This window comes from Streptomyces sp. NPDC051310 (assembly GCF_044455245.1).
Classification (GTDB): Bacteria; Actinomycetota; Actinomycetes; order Streptomycetales; family Streptomycetaceae; genus Streptomyces.
The window spans coordinates 141,094-157,245 of the sequence record NZ_JBITEO010000012.1 but is presented as its reverse complement, the minus strand read 5'-3'; the positions used below and the strand labels follow the sequence as shown (position 1 = coordinate 157,245).

Below are 16,152 nucleotides of genomic sequence, written 5' to 3'. Positions count from 1 at the left end.
GGCGGCGACGACTACGACAAGAACGACCACGAGTCCAAGAAGGACGAGGACAAGTACAACAAGGACCACGAGTCCAAGAAGGACGAAGACAAGTACGGCAAGGACCACGAGTCCAAGAAGGACGAAGACAAGTACGGCAAGAACGACCACGACAAGCCGCGCGGCGGCGTGCACACCGGCGGCGGCCTCTTCGCCACCGTCGGCGGCGACGACTACGACAAGAACGACCACGAGTCCAAGAAGGACGAGGACAAGTACAACAAGGACCACGAGTCCAAGAAGGACGAAGACAAGTACAACAAGGACCACGAGTCCAAGAAGGACGAAGACAAGTACGGCAAGGACAACCACGACAAGCCGCGCGGCGGCGTGCACACCGGTGGCGGCGGTCTGGACTCCTCCACGGCCCCGGTCGCCGGAGGCCTGGCGCTCCTGGGTGCCCTCGGCGCGGGCGGTTACATGCTCCGCCGCCGTGCCGTCCGCGGCGGCGCTGCCTGATCCGGTGCGCTGACATGCACAGCGTGTGGCTGCGGCTCCTTTCGGGGAAGGGTCGCGGCCGCACGCTGCGGTTCGAACTACGGTGTGTCCACTTCGCTCACTTGGGGTGCGCTGCGGCATGAACGCCCGTCCACAGGTCGACCCTGCTCCTCCGTCGTCGCGGGAACGTCTATCGCGACGCCTCCTTTCGGTCATGCTCCCGGTGTTCGCGCTGGCCGTGGTCGCGCTCAGCTGGGCCGGCCCTTCGAGCCCCCCGGCTGCTGCGCCTGCGCCGGCGCCCGTGGCGAGCCGCCCGGTTGCGCCCGCGCCCACGGTTGCCGGCCCGGCCAAAGCGGAAACCTTCTCACTGCCGCGGTCGGCGCCCACACGGCTGCTGATCCCCAGCATCGACGTCGATGCGCCGTTCACCGAGCTGTCCATCGGCTCGTCCGGGCGGCTGAACGCCCCGCCTCCCGATGACACGAACCTGGTCGGCTGGTTCGCCGGTGGCGCGTCCCCGGGAGAGCGCGGCACCGCGATCGTCGCCGGTCATCTCGACACCACCACCTCGCCCGCGGTCTTCGCCGGTCTCAGCTCCCTGTCCGAGGGCGACACCGTCAGCGTCGTCCGCAAGGACGGGACCACTGCGGAATTCGTCGTCGACGATGTCGAGAACTTCCCCCAGGACGACTTTCCCGACGACCGCGTCTACGCCGACACGCCCGATGCCCAGCTGCGGCTGATCACCTGTGGCGGGAGCTACGACCGCAGCAAGAAGCGGTACACGGAGAACACCGTGGTCTTCGCCCACCTGAAGTCGCCGCCCAAGAAGCGGTGATCCTCACCGGCGGGCGGGGCGTCCCGGACCGCCCGCCGGTCGTGGCGGGTGCCCGGCACGGTGCTCAAGGGCGCATCCGGGCCCGGCTCGGGGACGGAAGTCCTGATGTGGAGATGACCGCGAGCAAGCAGGGGTGGTGCATGTCCGAGATGCGGCCGGCCATGGCGGAGACGGCCGGACCCGCCGACGGCCCGCTCACGGCCGTGGGCGCCGTCAAGGCTGCGGAAACGGTTCTGGAGGACGTGCTCGACGCGGAGCTGCGCCGGGCCGGCGCGGTGGACCCGGTGTTCGCCCGTGACATGGCCGGGCGGGTCGGCGCGTTCCTCCTGCGGGGCGGAAAGCGGCTGCGCACGGCCTTCGCGTGGTGCGGATGGCGGGCCGCGGGCGGCTCGGGCGACGCCACGGAGGTCCTGCGCGTCGGTGCCGCGCTCGAACTGGTGCAGGCCTGCGCCCTGATGCACGACGACGTGATGGACGGTTCCCTGCGGCGCCGGGGCGCGCCGGCGCTGCACGTCGACCTCGCCCACATGCACCGCGCCGCCCGGATGAGCGGGTCACCCGAGTCCTTCGCCATCGCCGCCGCGGTGCTCGCCGGGGACCTGGCCCTCGCCTGGGCGGACGACGTGCTGACGGAGACCGCACTCGGCTCACCGCACGGCCCGCGGCTGTACGCCGAATGGCGGGCGATGCGCAGTGAGATGGTCGCCGGCCAGTACCGCGACCTCCACGCGCAGGCGGCCGGCGCCTCCGGCATCGACGAGGCGGTGACGATCGCCACGCTCAAGAGCGCCCTCTACACGGTCGAGCGACCGCTCGCGCTGGGCGCGTCACTGGCCGGCGCCGGCGAGGACGAGCTGGACACGCTGCGCTCCGCCGGCCGGTGCGCGGGGCTCGCCTTCCAGATGCGGGACGACCTCCTCGGGGCGTTCGGGGACCCGGCCCTCACGGGCAAGCCGGTCGGTGACGACCTGCGGACGCGCAAGCTCACCTACCTGCTCGCCGTCGGCCTCCGGCGTGCCGGCGCCCGCGGGGACGAGGACGCCTCCGCCGCGCTGGCCGCCGGCGCGGGGCCCCGGTCGGACGACACCGTGGAGCGGATGCGGGCGGCGCTGGAGCGCACCGGGGCACGGTCCGTGGTGGAGTCGAAGGTGGCGGACCTGGCGGCCGACAGTGTGCGGTACTTCGACCGGACCCGTGCCGACGTCACCGTACGGCGGGAGTTCGCCCTGCTGGTCGAGCGGGCGTCGGGCGTCGTTCTCCCGGACCGTCCCGACCGCACCGACCGTCCCGAGGGCACCGAGGAGGACGACCGTACCGAGGGCGGAAGGTGAGGACGGCGGGCGGCTGAGGGCGCGGCCGGCCGGGGTGTCAGGGCCGGGGGGCGGCGGTGGCGGGAGGGTTCTGGGCGAGGAAGGTGTGCGCGATCCCCGTCTGCCATCCAGCGACCGGCGCCGCGCGCACGCCGGAGAACCCCGCCCGGGTCAGCCGGTCCGTGAAGGCGGGGGCGGTGTCGAAGGCGAGGACGCTGCGCCAGAGGTGGCGGTACAGGGCACGGTCACCGCTGAGCGTGCCGAGCGGAATGATCACCCCGTGGCACACGGCCGTCCACAGGGCGCGATGGACGGCCGACCCGCTGAGGCTGTACTCGTGGACGGCCAGGCGTCCGCCCGGTCGCAGCAGGGTACGGACGGTCCGGAGGACTTGGTCCGGCCGTGTGACGTTGCGGAACAGGTACGCGGCGAAGACCGCGTCGAACGGGCCTTCCCCGGCGGTCGCCAGCTCCTCCGCGCTCAGGTGCAGGAAGCTCACGCGTTCGGGCCACGGCTTGGCCAGTGCGCGCCGCAGCATCCCGGACGAGGCGTCCACGCCGGTGATGCGGGCGCGCGGTGCGGCGTGCAGGAGGGCGCGGGTGGAGGCGCCCGTACCGCAGCCGAGGTCGAGGACGTGCATGCCTTCCCCGTCCCGGGGCAGCCGGAGCCGGCGCGCCGAGCGGAGCAGGTCGGTGCGGTAGCCGGGGTTGAGGGCCGTGAGACGGTCGTAGCCGTGGGACGCGTGGTCGAAGGCGCGTGCCAGGTCGCGGTCGTGCAGCAGTGTCATCGGGTGCTCTCCCGGGGTCATGGTCCGGTGCGGGGGGGGCTCGTTCGCATGCGCGGCACTCCGCAGGCGTGCACATGTGGGCACGTCACATGCGGGCACGTGCCCATGCGAGCTCTTCCCCGGGCGGCCGGTGCCGTCCCGGCCCCCCGCGAGTCCCCGCCGCGCGAGCGCGCCCGGACGGATGCGTTCCCTGGGTGTCGCCACCCTGGCGCGCCGGCGCATGCGCGGCCGAGCGGTCCGGTCGCCGCTTGAGGGCACGCACGGGCCGGCCTCGCGTGGGACCGGGCCTCGCGGCCCATCGCGAGGATCATGGGAGCAACGCTTCCATCGAAGGACTGGGTGCTCACGGATGAGACATCGCACGGTCGCCGACCTCATGACACCGGACGCGGTCACCGTCCAGCGCGGGACGCCGTTCAAGGAGATCGCCCGGCTGCTGGACGAGTACGGCATCACGGCCGTACCGGTCGTCGAAGCGGATGGCCGGCCCGTCGGCGTCGTGTCGGAGGCCGATCTCCTCCACTCGCGCCTGTCGGAGAACTGCCCCACCACCGCCGAAGGGCTGATGTCGGCCCCCGCTCTCTGCGCCCGGCCCGAATGGACCGCGGTGGAGGCGGCGAGAGTGATGGAGCGCAGGCGCGTCAAACGTCTGCCGGTGGTCGACGGCGCGGGCCGGCTCATCGGTGTCATCAGCCGCAGCGACCTCCTGCAGCTCTTCCTGCGCCGCGACCGGGCCATCCACGAAGAGATCCTGGAGGACATCCTCACGCGCACACTGGGCCTGTCGCCGGCCGCGCTCACCGTGGAGGTGTCGGACGGTGCCGTCACCCTCAGCGGTACGGTACCGACCCCGGATGCGATCCCGGTGATCGTACGGCTGTGCCAAGGCGTCGACGGGGTCGTCACGGTGATCGACCGCCTCACCGCACCGGGCCGCGCGGAGCCGTGAAACGCCGCGCCCTCGCGCCGCGGATTCCGCGCCGGCTTCGCGGTGAGGGGACGTGCGGGAACGGGTGATACGCAGCGCGGCCGTGCACGACACCCCTGGGCCCGGTACCGGTCCCGGACTTCCGGGAGCTGCTGGAAGCCGGCCGACCGGTAGGTGGCGACGGCTCCGGCGTTGGAGCTCGGGGTGCACACGATCGCGCTGGACGAGCCCAGCTCGCGGAGTGCGGCCGCCGCGGCGACGCTGATCGCGGTGCCGTGGCCGTGACGGCGATGCTCCGGGTGCACACCCATGGGTTCGAGCAGCCCGGGCCTCCCCGGACCGGCCGACCACACCGTCACCGCCGCCACCGCGTCGCCCCGGTCGTCGTACGCGACCAGGGACCGGGCGTCGGCGTAGGGGGATCCGGCGGCCATCGCGTGCCAGTGCGCGTCCGTGAACCTCGATCCGCCGAACGCCGCCCGGTGGACGGCGGCGAAGACGTTCGCCTGCCGGGGCCCGACCACCTCGATCCGCACGCCCGGGTCACGCACCGGCTCGGTGAGGTCGCGTCGCAGCGGCGTCCACGGTTCGTCGGTGCTCCAGCCGTGCTCGGACAGCAGATCGTGGACCAGGGCGCCCACCGGGGCCTCGATGTTCGCCCTCCCCTCGGGGAGCACGCCGCGCTCGGTGTCGCTCACGTCGTCGGCCAGCCGCCGCGCCAGCGCCTCGTCCCGCCGGGCTTCCGGCGCGATCGTCAGCCGCACCAGCCGGGGGCCGTCGAGCAGCCCGACGGCGAGGATCCGCCCGCCCCGGCTCCACGTCCTGACCGCGGCGGCCGTCGCTTCCGCACCGGACCGCCAGAACCAGCCGAGGTCCCCCGGGTGCAGGTGCATCGGTGCCCCGTCGCTCTGCCACTCCCGCAGCACGCGCACAGCGTCGCCCAGCCCGTCGACTCCCGGTGTGTCCAGTGCAATAGGCATGCGCCGATCACACACCACGGCACCGGCGGTCCGCACCCGGTTTACGACCGGTGTCCGTGTCCCGGTCAGATGCGCCAGGTGCGGAGGTGGTCGGCGGCTTGGTAGACGCTCACCTTGCCGGCCTGGATGTCGCGGACCAGGTCGACCATGGCGCCGTACGGCGGGTCGATGCCCTCGCCGGCGGCGTGCATGTACGCGGCGGCGACCTGGCAGGCGAACAGGCTGTTGCGGTACGGCAGCGGCTGCAGCCGCACCAGCGTGTGCAGCAGGGCCGCGGCACGCCAGGCGGGGTCGGGTTCGGCGGTCGCGGGGCGCGGGATGCGGGTCCTGTGCCGGGCCACGGCGGCGACCAGGGCCGAGTAGTCGGCGACGCTGACGTCCTCGGGCACGGCCTGCTCCTGGACGTCCAGCAGCCAGGGAACGTCGATGAAGAACACCATCAGGCCGCGTCCGCCCCCCGGCGGCGGTGGGCGGGGGGAGCCTCGTCGGGGAAGGCGTCGTCGAACTCGGCGTGATGTGTCTCGCCCCAGGAGACGGCGTACCGGACGAACTGCAGGCGCTGCTGCTCGCGCAGGGGCAGGTCGTGGACGAACTGCTTGAGGGACTTCCCCTCGGCGGCCGCCGCGGCGCGGACCGCTTCGAGCTCCTCGTCGGTGAAGGTGATGTTCAAGGACGGCATACCGCCATGGTACCTACTAGGTACCAGCGGTGCCAGGGCGCGACGCTTGCCCGCGGCGGGCAGCGCGGGTCCGCAACGACGCGGCGAGGGGGCGTTGCGTGCGACCGGCCGGACGGATGCGACGCACCCGGAGCTTCACCAGGCCGCCACGACACACGAACACGGCGACAGCCGCCGTACGACCGGCATGATCATGCCTACCGTCACGGCCTGACGGCCGACCGACACGGAGACAAGGAGAACCGTGATGACCACCTTCGTCCTCATACCCGGCGCGTGGCACGGCGCATGGACCTTCGAGCCGCTGGCACGCCGGCTGCGGGCACACGGCCATCACGCCTACCCCCTGACCCTCACCGGCGTGGGAGACCGCAGGCACCTGCTCACCGCCACGGTCAACCTCGACACCCACATCGACGATGTCGTCAACCTCCTGGAGGACGAAGAGATCACCGACGCCGTGCTGGTCGGCCACAGCTACGGCGGCATGGTGATCACCGGCGCCGCCGACCGTGCCCCCGCGCGCGTGGCCGGTCTGGTCTACGTCGACGCCATGGTTCCGGAGCACGGCGACTCGTGCTGGTCCCTGGTCACCGACCAGGAACGGGCCTGGTACCTGGCCGGTGTCGGCGAGACCGGATACAGCAGTGCGCCGCTGCCCTTCTTCGACCCCCGGGCGACACCGCACCCACTGGCCTCCCTGCTCCAGGCGATCCGGCTGCAGGGCGGACTCGACCGCTACCGCAGCAGGGACTACGTCTACGCCACCGGATGGGAGGGGCGGTCCCCCTTCACCGCACTCCACGAACGCCTCCGCGACGATCCCGCCTGGCGCACGCACGCCCTGGCCTCCGGGCACAACGTGATGCGGGACGCCCCCGACGAACTCCTGAAGGTCCTGCTGTCGACAGCACGGGACGGTTGAGTCCCCCGGCGGGGGGAGACACCAAGCCGGGGGCATGGACAGCGACACGCTCCACTCCATCGGAGAACTGGCCCGCCGGACCGGCCTGACGGTGAAGACCATCCGGTACTACTCCGACAAGGGCATCGTCCCGCCCACCGTCCGGAGCCCGGCGGGCTACCGGCTCTGCGGCGCCGACGCCGTCGCGCCTGGATCTGGCGCGCACGCTGCGCGATCTCGGGCTCGGCCTGGAGAGCGTGCGCAAGGTGCTGGACCGTGAGGCATCCATGGCGGACGTCGCCGAGGCGCACGCCGATGCCCTGGACGTGCAGATCCGGACGCTCCGCCTGCGCCGCGCCGTCCTACGAGCAGTCCCCGGACACGACCCCACGACCATGGAGACGCACCTCATGCACCGACTGGCCACGCTCTCCCAGGCGGAACAGCGCCGGCTCATAGCCGACTTCGTCGACGACACCTTCCGGAGGCGTGCGGGGTCGTCACGAACGGCATGCCGCGGTCCAGGTGCCGGCGCGCCCGGCGGTCGAAATGGTCCCCGTGCAGGTGGGAGAGGACCACGGCGTCGAAGTCCCGCTCCGGAAGGCCGGCCGCGTCGAGGGCGGGTTCCGTCCGGCGCCGTGACACGAGGCCGTAGCCCAGGTGGGCGAACTGCCCGCGGTGGAGGAAGTTGGGGTCGGTGAGCAGCGTCAGCTCACCGTAGGTGATCAGCAGGGTCGCGTTGCCCACGAACAGGATCTCCGCGGTGCCCTCGGTTCTCGGCCGGTCCATTGCGCCTCCCGCTCCCGGCGTGGCGGGCGGAGCGTGCCACGGTCCTCCGCTGCCGGGGTCAGCCGGCTGCCCCGTCCGGTCGTGGCACCCTCCGCATCCCGGATTGACCGACTGCCCTTTCCCGGCCACTCCATGCGGAGCGGGCGGACCGCCCGGGGGCACGAGAGGGAGGAATGACGGCCGGGGCACTCGCCCGTGCGGGCGCGGCCGATCCGGACTCGGTGCCGGGCCCGCCGGCGGGCCCGGCCGCGGTCGCCCGGTGCGCCGCCTTCGCCGAGCCCGCCCGGAGCGGGCCCTCGCGGTCCTGGTGCGCCGCCTTCACCGGGCACAACCCGGAGCAGGCCCGCTTGCTCCGGCCGGCACTACTCGGTGCGCAGCGCTGTGGCCGCACGGGCCCTGGCCGCCCAGCCGACCGGGACCAGCGCGCCCAGCACGGCGAGCACGACGCCGCCCAGCCCGAGCAGGAGCATATGAACCGGCGAGTACACATCGAGGACCGGTGCCGGCATGCCGGTACCCACGGCGCGCCCCATCACCGGCATGACGAGGCCGTGCAGCACGTACCCCGTCGGCACGCCCATGACGGCGCCGAGCGCACCGATCGCCGCCACCGGGGCGAGCACGAGGCTCACGGTTTGCCGCGGCGTCATGCCGATCGCTTTGCAGACCCCCAGGTCGTGGACGCGTTCCCGGGTGTCGAGGACGACGGAGTTGAGGATGCCGAGGCCGGCCACGCAGACCAGCATGAGGGTGAGCAGCAGTGCCATCGCCTCCATGAGCAGGATGACGCCCTTCTGCTCCGCCGGGGGGACCGTCGTGGCGTTGCCGCCCAGCGGCCGCACCACCGCGGCGAGCTTCCGGGCGAACGCCTCTGCGGAGACGCCGGACTTCACCGTGACGAGGAACGTACTGGCCCTGGCCGAGGGGAAGTCGGCCATGTCCGCGTGGATCTCCAGCTCGTTGCCCGAAGTGTCGAAGGACTCGCCCACGATCCGCAGGTCGGCGCTCTCCTTCTCGTAGGTCACCCGCACCGTGTCGCCGACCTCGGTGCTGGTCCGCTCCAGGAAGCGCGTGGGCACCACGACCTGCCCCTTGCCGGTGATCCAGTGCCCGGAGAGCATCGCGTAGCTGCCGTCGCGCGCATCGCCCTCGTAGAGGCTGATCTGCACCGTGCCGGAGACCCCGGCCACGGCGGCCTCCGTCGGGAGCTTGCCGTAGTACGACCCCAGGCCGGCCTGCGAGGTGAGGGCGGCCCGCACCTCCGCCGGGTCGGCGGCCCCGGGCGTGGACGTGCCGGCCACGCTGCCGCTCACGGGAGAGGGGCTTTCGCCGCCGCCCCCGGCGGGAGGCGGCGGAGGGGGTGCGATGGTGTGCGGCTTGACCGTCGTGACCGTGACCGCGGCGCGGCTCTCGGGATCCTGCGAGGAGCCGACCGCGCTCAGGGACGAGGTCAGCCCCACCGCGAAGGTCGCCGCGATCGTGCCGAACGCCACCGCGAGCAGCATCGCGAGGGCGCGGACCGGATGCGTGAAGGGGGTGGCGAGGCCGTAGGTCACGGGCCGGGGCAGCGGCAGCCGCCCCAACGCCCGGTGCGCCCACTGTCCGCGCCCCGTGCGCGGTGCCCGGCCGACCGCGATGGCCTCGACCGTGTGCAGCTTTCCGGCCCGCCGTGCGGGGATCAGCGCCGCGAGCCCTACGACGAGCAGTGCGGCGGCCGGCACGGCGGCATCCACCCACCAGGCGACCGAGAGCGCGACGGTGCCGTACATCGACTCCGTGTCCGCCAGCATCGGCACCGCCAGGAGGTTGCCCAGCACCACTCCCACGACGATGCCGACGGAGGCCGGAACCAGAGCCTGGGCCACGTAGGCACGGACGACCTCGCGCGGGGTGAAGCCGATGGCCTTGAGGATGCCGATCCTGCGCAGGCCGGTGCCGACCGCACCGCTGATCACGCTGCTGACGATGATCACCGACATCACGATGCCGAGCACGCCGAAGGCCGTCACGAACGGGACCGTCGCCGCCGCGCCCTGATCCGCGGCGCGCTTGGTGTCCAGCCACGACTGCGTACCCAGCAGCGCCCCGGACCCCACCGCGGCGGCGAGCTTCGCCCGGGCGGCGAGGATCTGCTCCTTCGTGCCCGCCCGGTCGAAGCGGTAGAGCATCTGACTCATGACGGGATGGCCGCCTGACGCCAGCGCGGCGACCTGCGCCGGGGTGGCCCAGGAGTCCGCTGTCCTGCTGCTCGACACGGCGAAGCCGACGACCGACAGGGCCGGGGCGTCCGCGGTGTCCGACGTCCTGAGGGCGGAGCCGATCTCGATGCCCGGCCCCTCGAACGACGAGCTGAGCACGATCTCGCCCGGCCTCTGCGCCCACCGGCCGGACGTCACCTCCACCCGGTCCACGTCACCGTGCGGACCGGACCGCCCGACCAGGGTCAGCGCCGGCAGCCGGAAGCCCGCCCGGTCCACCGGGCGGAACGCCATGGAGGGGTACGGGCCCGCGCTCGCGGTGACGCCGTCCAGCCTTCCGGTCTCCGCCAGCCGCGCCGCACTCGCCGTGGCCGGATCGAACTGTGCCGTGATGTGCGCGCCCCGCTGCTCGGCGAAGGCGTGGTCGAAAGGCGCGGCCGCGGCGACCATCAGCGCCCCGGCGACCACGGCCGAGGCGACGGCCATCATCGTGGCCAGGGCGATCACCACGGTCTGCACGCGCCGCCGGCCGACCCCGGAGCGCACCACCCGGCCCAGCGCGCCGTGACCGAACAGGCTCATCGGACGGCCTGCGCGTACGTGTCGAGGGCGAGGTGACCGTCGACCAGGTGAATCGTGCGGCTCGCGCACGCCTCCGCCAGCGCCAGGTCATGCGTCACCAGCACGATGGTCTGGCCACCTCGGTGCAGATCCCTCAGCAGATCGCGCACGCCGTGGCCCGAGGCGGTGTCGAGCGCACCGGTGGGCTCGTCGGCGAGCAACAGCTCGGGCCGGTTGATCAACGCCCGGGCGACACCGACCCGCTGGCGTTCACCTCCCGACAGCCGGCCGGGGTAGGCGCGGGCGTGCTGGTGGATTCCCAGCATCTCCATCAGCTCACCCGCGCGGGCCGCCGCCTCCCGCCGGCCGGTCCCGGTCAGCAGGGCCGGGAGCTGGATGTTGTCGGTGACGGTCAGGTCGTCGAGAAGATTGAAGAACTGGAAGGCCATGCCGATGCGCTCGCGACGGAACCTGGCGAGCCGGTGCTCGCTCAACCGGTCGATCCGTCGCCCCGCCACGGTCACGGCGCCGTCGGTCGGCCTGTCCAGGCCGGCGACGAGGTTCAGCAGCGTGGACTTGCCGCTGCCGGAAGGCCCCGTCACGGCAAGGGCCTCACCCTGGGCGACGCTGAGCGTGAGCGGTCCCAGCGCCGGCGCGTCGGCGCCGTCGTAGCGCTTCACCACACCGTCCAGTTCGATCACTTGATGCATGCGGGCTGTCCGTCCTTACGGTCGCGAGAGGCAACGGGCCGTTGCCGGACTGCGAACCTAGGACCGCCACGTGGCGGGCACGTCGTCCGCGGAACCCACATCACCCCCTTCCCGCGGACGATCCGGCCGCGGACTCCTCCCCGAGGAGGAGGACTTGGGGACGACGGCCTGGTCGGACAGGCGGACGCGGGCCGGGCGCACAGCGCACCACAATGTGCGGATGGAAACGGAAGACCGGCGCAGCAGGCGGCGACAGCTCATCGACGTGCTGCGTCCCGAGGCGAAGGCCGCTGCGCCGACCCGGCGGGCGGTGCGCGCCGATGTCCTGCTGGCGGTCGTACTGGCCGTCATCGCCCTGTACGTCGCGGTGCACCACCCCGGTGACGGGCCGGTGCACGGCAGCCCGCCGCCGGTCGACATCCGGGACGGGATCCCGGCCCCGCCGCCGCCCGGCCCCGGTCAGGCACCCGTGGAGGACGACCCTCCCCCCGTGCCGTGGGCCCTGGTCGTCCTGTCGACGCTGCCGCTGGCTCTCCGGCGCCGGTACCCGCTGGCAGTGTTCGCGACGGTGCTGGGCGCGAGCCTGGTCATCGGCGGTGCCGCCTCATGGATGACCGTCCTGGCGTGTGTCGTCGCCGCCTACAGCGCTGTGGTGTACAGCCGTCACCGGATCACGGCGATCGCTGTCCTGGTGATCGCCGCCGTGCTGTCCGGTGTCGCCTTCCGCAACGCGGACCCCGTGGTCCCGGGGTGGTCCAGCCCGGGATTCGTGCTGCTGGTGGCCGGGATGCTGGCGAGCCTCGTCCGCTTCCTGCAACTGCGGCTGGCGTCCAGCCGGGACCGGGTCGTCGCACTGCAGGAGGCCCAGGAGCAGGCCACGCGCCGGGCCGTCGAGGAGGAGCGTGCCCGTATTGCCGCCGAACTGCACGACGTCGTGACGCACAATGTGAGCGTGATGGTGATCCAGGCAGGAGCGGCCCGCACGGTGATGGACGTGCTGCCCGAGCAGTCCAAGGAGGCTTTGCTGGCCATCGAGGCGGCCGGCCGGGCCGCCATGGCCGAACTGCGCCATGTGATGGGCCTGTTGGCAGCCCCCGACCACGAGAAGCCCGACGGCCTGGAGCCGCAGCCCGGGCTCGCGCAGCTCGACGCGCTGGTCGCACGTGTGCGCGCAGCCGGGACGCCCGTGAGCGTCGCACTGTCGCTGCCGCCGGAACCGCTGCCCCCGGGGGTGGACCTGGCCGCGTACCGCGTCGTGCAGGAAGCACTGACCAACACGATCAAACACGCACGTGGCGCGGAGGCGTCCGTCTCCATCGGCTGCACCGGCAGCAGTGTGCTCATCGAGGTCACGGACACCGGTGGCGCGAAGGGCTGCCCACCGGTGGAGAACAGCGGCCGCGGCCTGATGGGACTGCGGGAGCGGCTGGCCGTCTACGAGGGCGAGTTGACGGCCGGGCCGACGCGCACCGGCGGCTACCGGGTCACGGCCCGTATCCCGCGGAGCGCGGAATGACGGCGGACGGGCCGGCGCTGCGGGCCGTCATCGCGGACGACCAGGCGCTCGTGCGCACCGGCTTCAGGATGATCCTGGCCGCGGACGGCATCGAGGTGACAGCCGAGGCGGCCGACGGGGCCGAGGCCGTCGCAGCGGTCCGTCGCACGCGGCCCGACATCGTCCTCATGGACATCCGGATGCCGGAGATGGACGGCATCGAGGCCACCCGGCGCATCCTGGCCGGCGACGGCCCGCAGGAGACCCGCGTCGTCATCCTCACCACCTACGACCTCGACCACTACGTCTACGCCGCGCTCACGGCCGGCGCCAGCGGCTTCCTGCTCAAGGACGTCACCCCCGAACGCCTGGTCGCCGCCCTGCGCCTGGTGCAGTCCGGCGACGCTCTCCTCGCGCCCGCGATCACCCGCCGGCTGATCGAGCGCTTCGCCCGGCGCGAAGAACCGCAGACCATCGCCCCGCACCGTGACCTGTCCAGCCTGACCCCGCGTGAACTCGAGGTGCTTCGCCTGCTCGCGACGGGCCTCAGCAACGCCGAGCTCGCCTCCCGGCTCTTCCTGAGCCCGACCACGGTCAAGAGCCACGTCGGCCGCATCCTGTCGAAGCTGGACCTGCGCGACCGTGTCCAGGCCGTCGTCTTCGCCTACGAGACGGGCCTGATCGCCCCGGGCGGGGGCGCCCCGGACCAGTCCGGGTAGGAGGCATTCAGCGGGCCCCAGGACGGTGGGGCAGAACCCGGTGGATCGTCCCGGACGGAGAGGCACCGGGGCAGCGGAGCGCCGGCAACGGCGCGCCGTGGTGATCTGTCTCGACTGGTACGGGCCCTCCGCGCCCCCGAGCTGACCCGGCCCGCGCCGCGTGTCGCCCCCGGCCCTTGCCGTGGGCGGGCCTCAGGTCCCCGTGAGCGAGCTGGGGACGACGCCGCACAGGAACAGGAAGGGGTGCTCTACCGGGCCCCTGCGCCCCGCGCTGGTGCCGGCTCACGGCCGGGAGAAGGCCGAATGCCTCCCACCGGCTGCCTGACCGAGCGCCGCCTCGGTGCCCGGGCCGGGCTGCCGCCGGGCCACCCGTACCCGCCGCGGTGCCCGGAAGGACAGCAGCCCCAGCATGTCGGGGTCGTCGTCCAGGAGGCCGACGCCGGGCAGGGCCGTGGCCGCCGCACGGAGAGCGGTCGCCGCCTCCGTACGGGCCAGGAGCGCTCCTGGGCAGCGGTGCCGTCCGGCACCGAAGGACAGATGGCGGCGTACGTTCTCCCGGTGCGGACACAACCGCTCCGGCTCGGCGAACACGGACGGATCGGACCCCGTACCCATCAACAGCAGGAGCAGCTCGGCTCCGGCGGGAATCCGGACGCCCGACAGCTCGGTGTCCCGTGCCGCCACCCGGCGCCACGTGGTCACCGGTGGCTCGCGGCGCAGCACCTCGTCCACCCAGTTCCGCGCGAACACGTCGTCGGTCGCCCGGGCCCATGTCGACGGGTCGGCGCAGCCGGTGCGGAGCACGGTGGCGATCAGCTGCCCGGTGGTGGACTGCCCGGCGATGAAGACGAAGAAGCAGGCCGCCACCGCCGTCGGTATGTCGAGCGGTGTGCCGTCCGGCAGCCGGTGCCCTCGCAGCGCGCCGATCAGGCCGTGCTGCCCCGCGCCGTCGGTGACCTGCGCGGTGAGCCACTGGTGGAACTCGCCGACCAGCCCCGCCAGCGCGATCTGGCGTTCGGTGGCCGGTCTGCCGTAGAAGAGTTCCAGCGCGGCGTCGCTCCACTCCACCAAGGTGTCCGGCGCGACCCCTTCGATGCCCAGCATCCGCATCATCACCCGGCACGGGAGCAGCCTGGCGTAGTCGGCGGCGAGGTCGTAACGGCCCCGGGCGTCCAGCTCGCGCTCGGCACCGGTCAGCAGCTCACGAGCGGTCTCCTCGATGAGCGGGACCGCGGCGGACACCCGTGCGGCGCTGAAGAAGCGCGTGACGAGACGGCGCAGACCGGTGTGGGACGGGCCGCCGTTGTTGGCGAGGGCGGGAGGCAGGCTGAAGCCGGCCCGGGCGAGGACCCGCAGGGCGGGGATCGGGAGCCGTGTGACGGCGTGCTGGGCGTTGTCCGGCCGGAAACCGGCGGGGTCCAAAAGGATCCGCTCGACGTCTTCGTACCGACTGATCAGCCACAGGCCGGTCGCGGCGTCGTGGTGCACCGGTGCGGACTCCTGCAGCCCGGCGAACACCGGGAAGGGATCCGCCACGAAACCTTCGCCGAAGAGGTCGAGGTCACCGAGGACATCGCCGTCGATCACCGGGCTGGTCCCGCCTGCCATGAATTCCTCCGCCGAGGGCGGCGACGCGCGGCCGCACCGCACCCGGGCCGTTCTCGAGGGACGGTTACGCGCGGTGTTCACCCACAGCGCGCCTTGCGACGTCAGTATGCACGGTCCCCCTCAGGTGCCCCGCGGTGCGTCCGCATCATGACCTGCTGCCCGTCCGTCGGGAGTGGGGCGCAGGGCCGGCCGTTGTGATCGGATCCAGGCGACTCCCGTGAACTTCGTTCCCGGTCGCGCCGTTCAGCTCACCCGGCGCGGGCGTCCGGACACGGCCCGTCCCACCACGGTGAACCCGTGCCGGACGACCACGCATTGGCCTCAAAGGTGTGGGGAGTCGGCCCACCGCCGACCACGGACAGGATCGGCCGGCATCAGTCCGGCGCTCCGCGGTGCGGGAAGGACGCATCACGACGACGGGGCACTCGGCGTGCGTCGCCACCTGCCAGCTCACCGAGCCGAGCGGCAGCCGCGGAACCCCTCCGCCGCCCCGGTGGCCGAGCACGATCAGCTCCGCGTCCGCCGAACGTTCGATCAGGACGGCCGCCGCGTGTCCCATGGGCAGCTCACCTGCAACGGAGAGGGAAGGGGACTCCTCGCGCGCCAGCCGCTCGTAGTGATCCACCAGCCGGGCCCCCGCCTCAGCGGCTGAGCCGCTTTCGTCATGGTCCGAGGAGGAGCCTCCCGGCAGCGGCAGCTCAATGGCGTGAACGATATGAAGCGGGCGCCTCCGGAGGACGGCCTCGCGGGCCGCGAAGCGTACGAGATCATCTGGGCCGGGCCCACGGTCGACACCGACGATCACGGGTCGCTCCTGTGGCGTCGCGGCACCGGTCATGACTTCTCCCGGTACACAGGGGGCGGTAGGGCATCGACGGGTACCCGGATCAGGCTCATCGAGGCTTCCCCGCCCGACCTGCGTGGTCGAGCAAGCACATCCCGGAAGGGCCTCGTGTAATGAACCCCTACGAGTGTGAGCACCCGACCGCCGCCGTAGCGATCTGTCAACAGCGCGGCGTAGCGGTCTGCCGCGAGCACGTGCGCATGAGCACGGAGGAAACTCAGACCCTGTAGGCACCGGAGCGACTCTCACAGCGTCGACCCGGCGCGTCACGTGCCCGGCGTGTGATCGAGCCGAGCACAGTAAGCAGCCGCAAGTCTCGCCGACT

The 16,152-nt window shown here is 72.7% G+C and carries 14 protein-coding genes and 3 pseudogenes; 8 read left to right on the top strand and 9 right to left on the bottom strand.

The features are described from left to right. The 3 genes from ACIA79_RS19600 to ACIA79_RS19590 all read left to right on the top strand — a co-directional run. Positions 1 to 498, top strand: a 498-nt coding sequence (locus ACIA79_RS19600) for a hypothetical protein (protein WP_399429559.1), incomplete at its 5' end; no start/stop codon positions are given. Between the two features lie 193 nt (positions 499 to 691). After that, positions 692 to 1,315, top strand: coding sequence for a class F sortase (locus ACIA79_RS19595; protein WP_399429557.1), 624 nt, complete (start codon positions 692 to 694; stop codon positions 1,313 to 1,315). 140 nt (positions 1,316 to 1,455) lie between these two features. Next, positions 1,456 to 2,646: a polyprenyl synthetase family protein gene (locus ACIA79_RS19590; protein ID WP_399429556.1), complete on the top strand. Its 1,191-nt coding sequence runs from the start codon at positions 1,456 to 1,458 to the stop codon at positions 2,644 to 2,646. Between the two features lie 37 nt (positions 2,647 to 2,683). Here ACIA79_RS19590 and ACIA79_RS19585 read toward each other — a convergent pair whose 3' ends face one another. Beyond that, on the bottom strand, positions 2,684 to 3,412 hold the full coding sequence (locus tag ACIA79_RS19585) for a class I SAM-dependent methyltransferase (protein ID WP_399429649.1): 729 nt from the start codon (positions 3,410 to 3,412) through the stop codon (positions 2,684 to 2,686). A gap of 349 nt (positions 3,413 to 3,761) precedes the next feature. On the opposite strand from ACIA79_RS19585, the gene ACIA79_RS19580 reads away from it, so the two are divergent. Then, entirely contained in the window at positions 3,762 to 4,361 is a 600-nt protein-coding gene (locus tag ACIA79_RS19580) for a CBS domain-containing protein (RefSeq protein WP_399429648.1), read from the top strand. 101 nt (positions 4,362 to 4,462) lie between these two features. Here ACIA79_RS19580 and ACIA79_RS19575 read toward each other — a convergent pair. The 3 genes and pseudogenes from ACIA79_RS19575 to ACIA79_RS19565 form a co-directional block, all read right to left on the bottom strand. After that, a pseudogene (locus ACIA79_RS19575) lies at positions 4,463 to 5,320 on the bottom strand (GNAT family N-acetyltransferase); the annotation flags it as partial. A gap of 65 nt (positions 5,321 to 5,385) precedes the next feature. Further along, positions 5,386 to 5,760 (bottom strand): toxin Doc, encoded by a 375-nt coding sequence (locus ACIA79_RS19570; protein WP_399429555.1) that lies wholly within the window; start codon positions 5,758 to 5,760, stop codon positions 5,386 to 5,388. Next, positions 5,760 to 5,999 (bottom strand): hypothetical protein, encoded by a 240-nt coding sequence (locus ACIA79_RS19565; RefSeq protein ID WP_399429554.1) that lies wholly within the window; start codon positions 5,997 to 5,999, stop codon positions 5,760 to 5,762. Before ACIA79_RS19565 ends, ACIA79_RS19570 begins: the two co-directional genes overlap by 1 nt. 247 nt (positions 6,000 to 6,246) lie before the next feature. Between ACIA79_RS19565 and ACIA79_RS19560 the strand changes: the two genes are divergently transcribed. Together ACIA79_RS19560 and ACIA79_RS19555 are read left to right on the top strand one after the other, a co-directional pair. After that, complete coding sequence (locus ACIA79_RS19560; RefSeq protein WP_399429553.1) at positions 6,247 to 6,924, top strand: alpha/beta fold hydrolase; 678 nt, start codon at positions 6,247 to 6,249, stop codon at positions 6,922 to 6,924. Between the two features lie 34 nt (positions 6,925 to 6,958). Further along, positions 6,959 to 7,385, top strand: a pseudogene (locus tag ACIA79_RS19555) (MerR family transcriptional regulator); the annotation flags it as partial. A 1-nt stretch (position 7,386) separates the two neighbouring features. On the opposite strand, the pseudogene ACIA79_RS19550 reads toward ACIA79_RS19555, so the two are convergent. From ACIA79_RS19550 to ACIA79_RS19540, 3 genes and pseudogenes are all read right to left on the bottom strand, one after another. Beyond that, a pseudogene (locus tag ACIA79_RS19550) lies at positions 7,387 to 7,692 on the bottom strand (MBL fold metallo-hydrolase); the annotation flags it as partial. A 362-nt stretch (positions 7,693 to 8,054) separates the two neighbouring features. After that, complete coding sequence (locus ACIA79_RS19545) at positions 8,055 to 10,472, bottom strand: FtsX-like permease family protein (protein WP_399429552.1); 2,418 nt, start codon at positions 10,470 to 10,472, stop codon at positions 8,055 to 8,057. After that, on the bottom strand, positions 10,469 to 11,161 hold the full coding sequence (locus ACIA79_RS19540) for an ABC transporter ATP-binding protein (RefSeq protein WP_399429551.1): 693 nt from the start codon (positions 11,159 to 11,161) through the stop codon (positions 10,469 to 10,471). The genes ACIA79_RS19545 and ACIA79_RS19540 overlap by 4 nt, the downstream gene beginning before the upstream one ends. Before the next feature lie 220 nt (positions 11,162 to 11,381). Here ACIA79_RS19540 and ACIA79_RS19535 point away from each other — a divergent pair, with 220 nt between their 5' ends. Beyond that, entirely contained in the window at positions 11,382 to 12,677 is a 1,296-nt protein-coding gene (locus tag ACIA79_RS19535; protein WP_399429550.1) for a sensor histidine kinase, read from the top strand. Next, positions 12,674 to 13,375, top strand: coding sequence for a response regulator (locus ACIA79_RS19530; RefSeq protein ID WP_399429549.1), 702 nt, complete (start codon positions 12,674 to 12,676; stop codon positions 13,373 to 13,375). Before ACIA79_RS19535 ends, ACIA79_RS19530 begins: the two co-directional genes overlap by 4 nt. Positions 13,376 to 13,657: 282 nt before the next feature. On the opposite strand, the gene ACIA79_RS19525 is transcribed toward ACIA79_RS19530, so the two are convergent. Continuing rightward, positions 13,658 to 14,983: a cytochrome P450 gene (locus tag ACIA79_RS19525; protein ID WP_399429548.1), complete on the bottom strand. Its 1,326-nt coding sequence runs from the start codon at positions 14,981 to 14,983 to the stop codon at positions 13,658 to 13,660. Positions 14,984 to 15,128: 145 nt separating this feature from the next. Then, positions 15,129 to 15,821: a universal stress protein gene (locus tag ACIA79_RS19520; protein WP_399429547.1), complete on the bottom strand. Its 693-nt coding sequence runs from the start codon at positions 15,819 to 15,821 to the stop codon at positions 15,129 to 15,131. Between the last annotated feature and the right edge of the window lie 331 nt (positions 15,822 to 16,152).

What these genes read in the sequence shown, in the direction of transcription:
- ACIA79_RS19595 (WP_399429557.1), top strand. Translation starts at nt 692, where the DNA reads ATGCTCCCGGTGTTCGCGCTGGCCGTGGTCGCGCTCAGCTGGGCCGGC.
- ACIA79_RS19590 (WP_399429556.1), top strand. Translation starts at nt 1,456, where the DNA reads ATGTCCGAGATGCGGCCGGCCATGGCGGAGACGGCCGGACCCGCCGAC.
- ACIA79_RS19585 (WP_399429649.1), bottom strand. Translation starts at nt 3,412, where the DNA reads ATGACACTGCTGCACGACCGCGACCTGGCACGCGCCTTCGACCACGCG.
- ACIA79_RS19580 (WP_399429648.1), top strand. Translation starts at nt 3,762, where the DNA reads ATGAGACATCGCACGGTCGCCGACCTCATGACACCGGACGCGGTCACC.
- ACIA79_RS19570 (WP_399429555.1), bottom strand. Translation starts at nt 5,760, where the DNA reads ATGGTGTTCTTCATCGACGTTCCCTGGCTGCTGGACGTCCAGGAGCAG.
- ACIA79_RS19565 (WP_399429554.1), bottom strand. Translation starts at nt 5,999, where the DNA reads ATGCCGTCCTTGAACATCACCTTCACCGACGAGGAGCTCGAAGCGGTC.
- ACIA79_RS19560 (WP_399429553.1), top strand. Translation starts at nt 6,247, where the DNA reads ATGACCACCTTCGTCCTCATACCCGGCGCGTGGCACGGCGCATGGACC.
- ACIA79_RS19545 (WP_399429552.1), bottom strand. Translation starts at nt 10,472, where the DNA reads ATGAGCCTGTTCGGTCACGGCGCGCTGGGCCGGGTGGTGCGCTCCGGG.
- ACIA79_RS19540 (WP_399429551.1), bottom strand. Translation starts at nt 11,161, where the DNA reads ATGCATCAAGTGATCGAACTGGACGGTGTGGTGAAGCGCTACGACGGC.
- ACIA79_RS19535 (WP_399429550.1), top strand. Translation starts at nt 11,382, where the DNA reads ATGGAAACGGAAGACCGGCGCAGCAGGCGGCGACAGCTCATCGACGTG.
- ACIA79_RS19530 (WP_399429549.1), top strand. Translation starts at nt 12,674, where the DNA reads ATGACGGCGGACGGGCCGGCGCTGCGGGCCGTCATCGCGGACGACCAG.
- ACIA79_RS19525 (WP_399429548.1), bottom strand. Translation starts at nt 14,983, where the DNA reads ATGGCAGGCGGGACCAGCCCGGTGATCGACGGCGATGTCCTCGGTGAC.
- ACIA79_RS19520 (WP_399429547.1), bottom strand. Translation starts at nt 15,821, where the DNA reads ATGACCGGTGCCGCGACGCCACAGGAGCGACCCGTGATCGTCGGTGTC.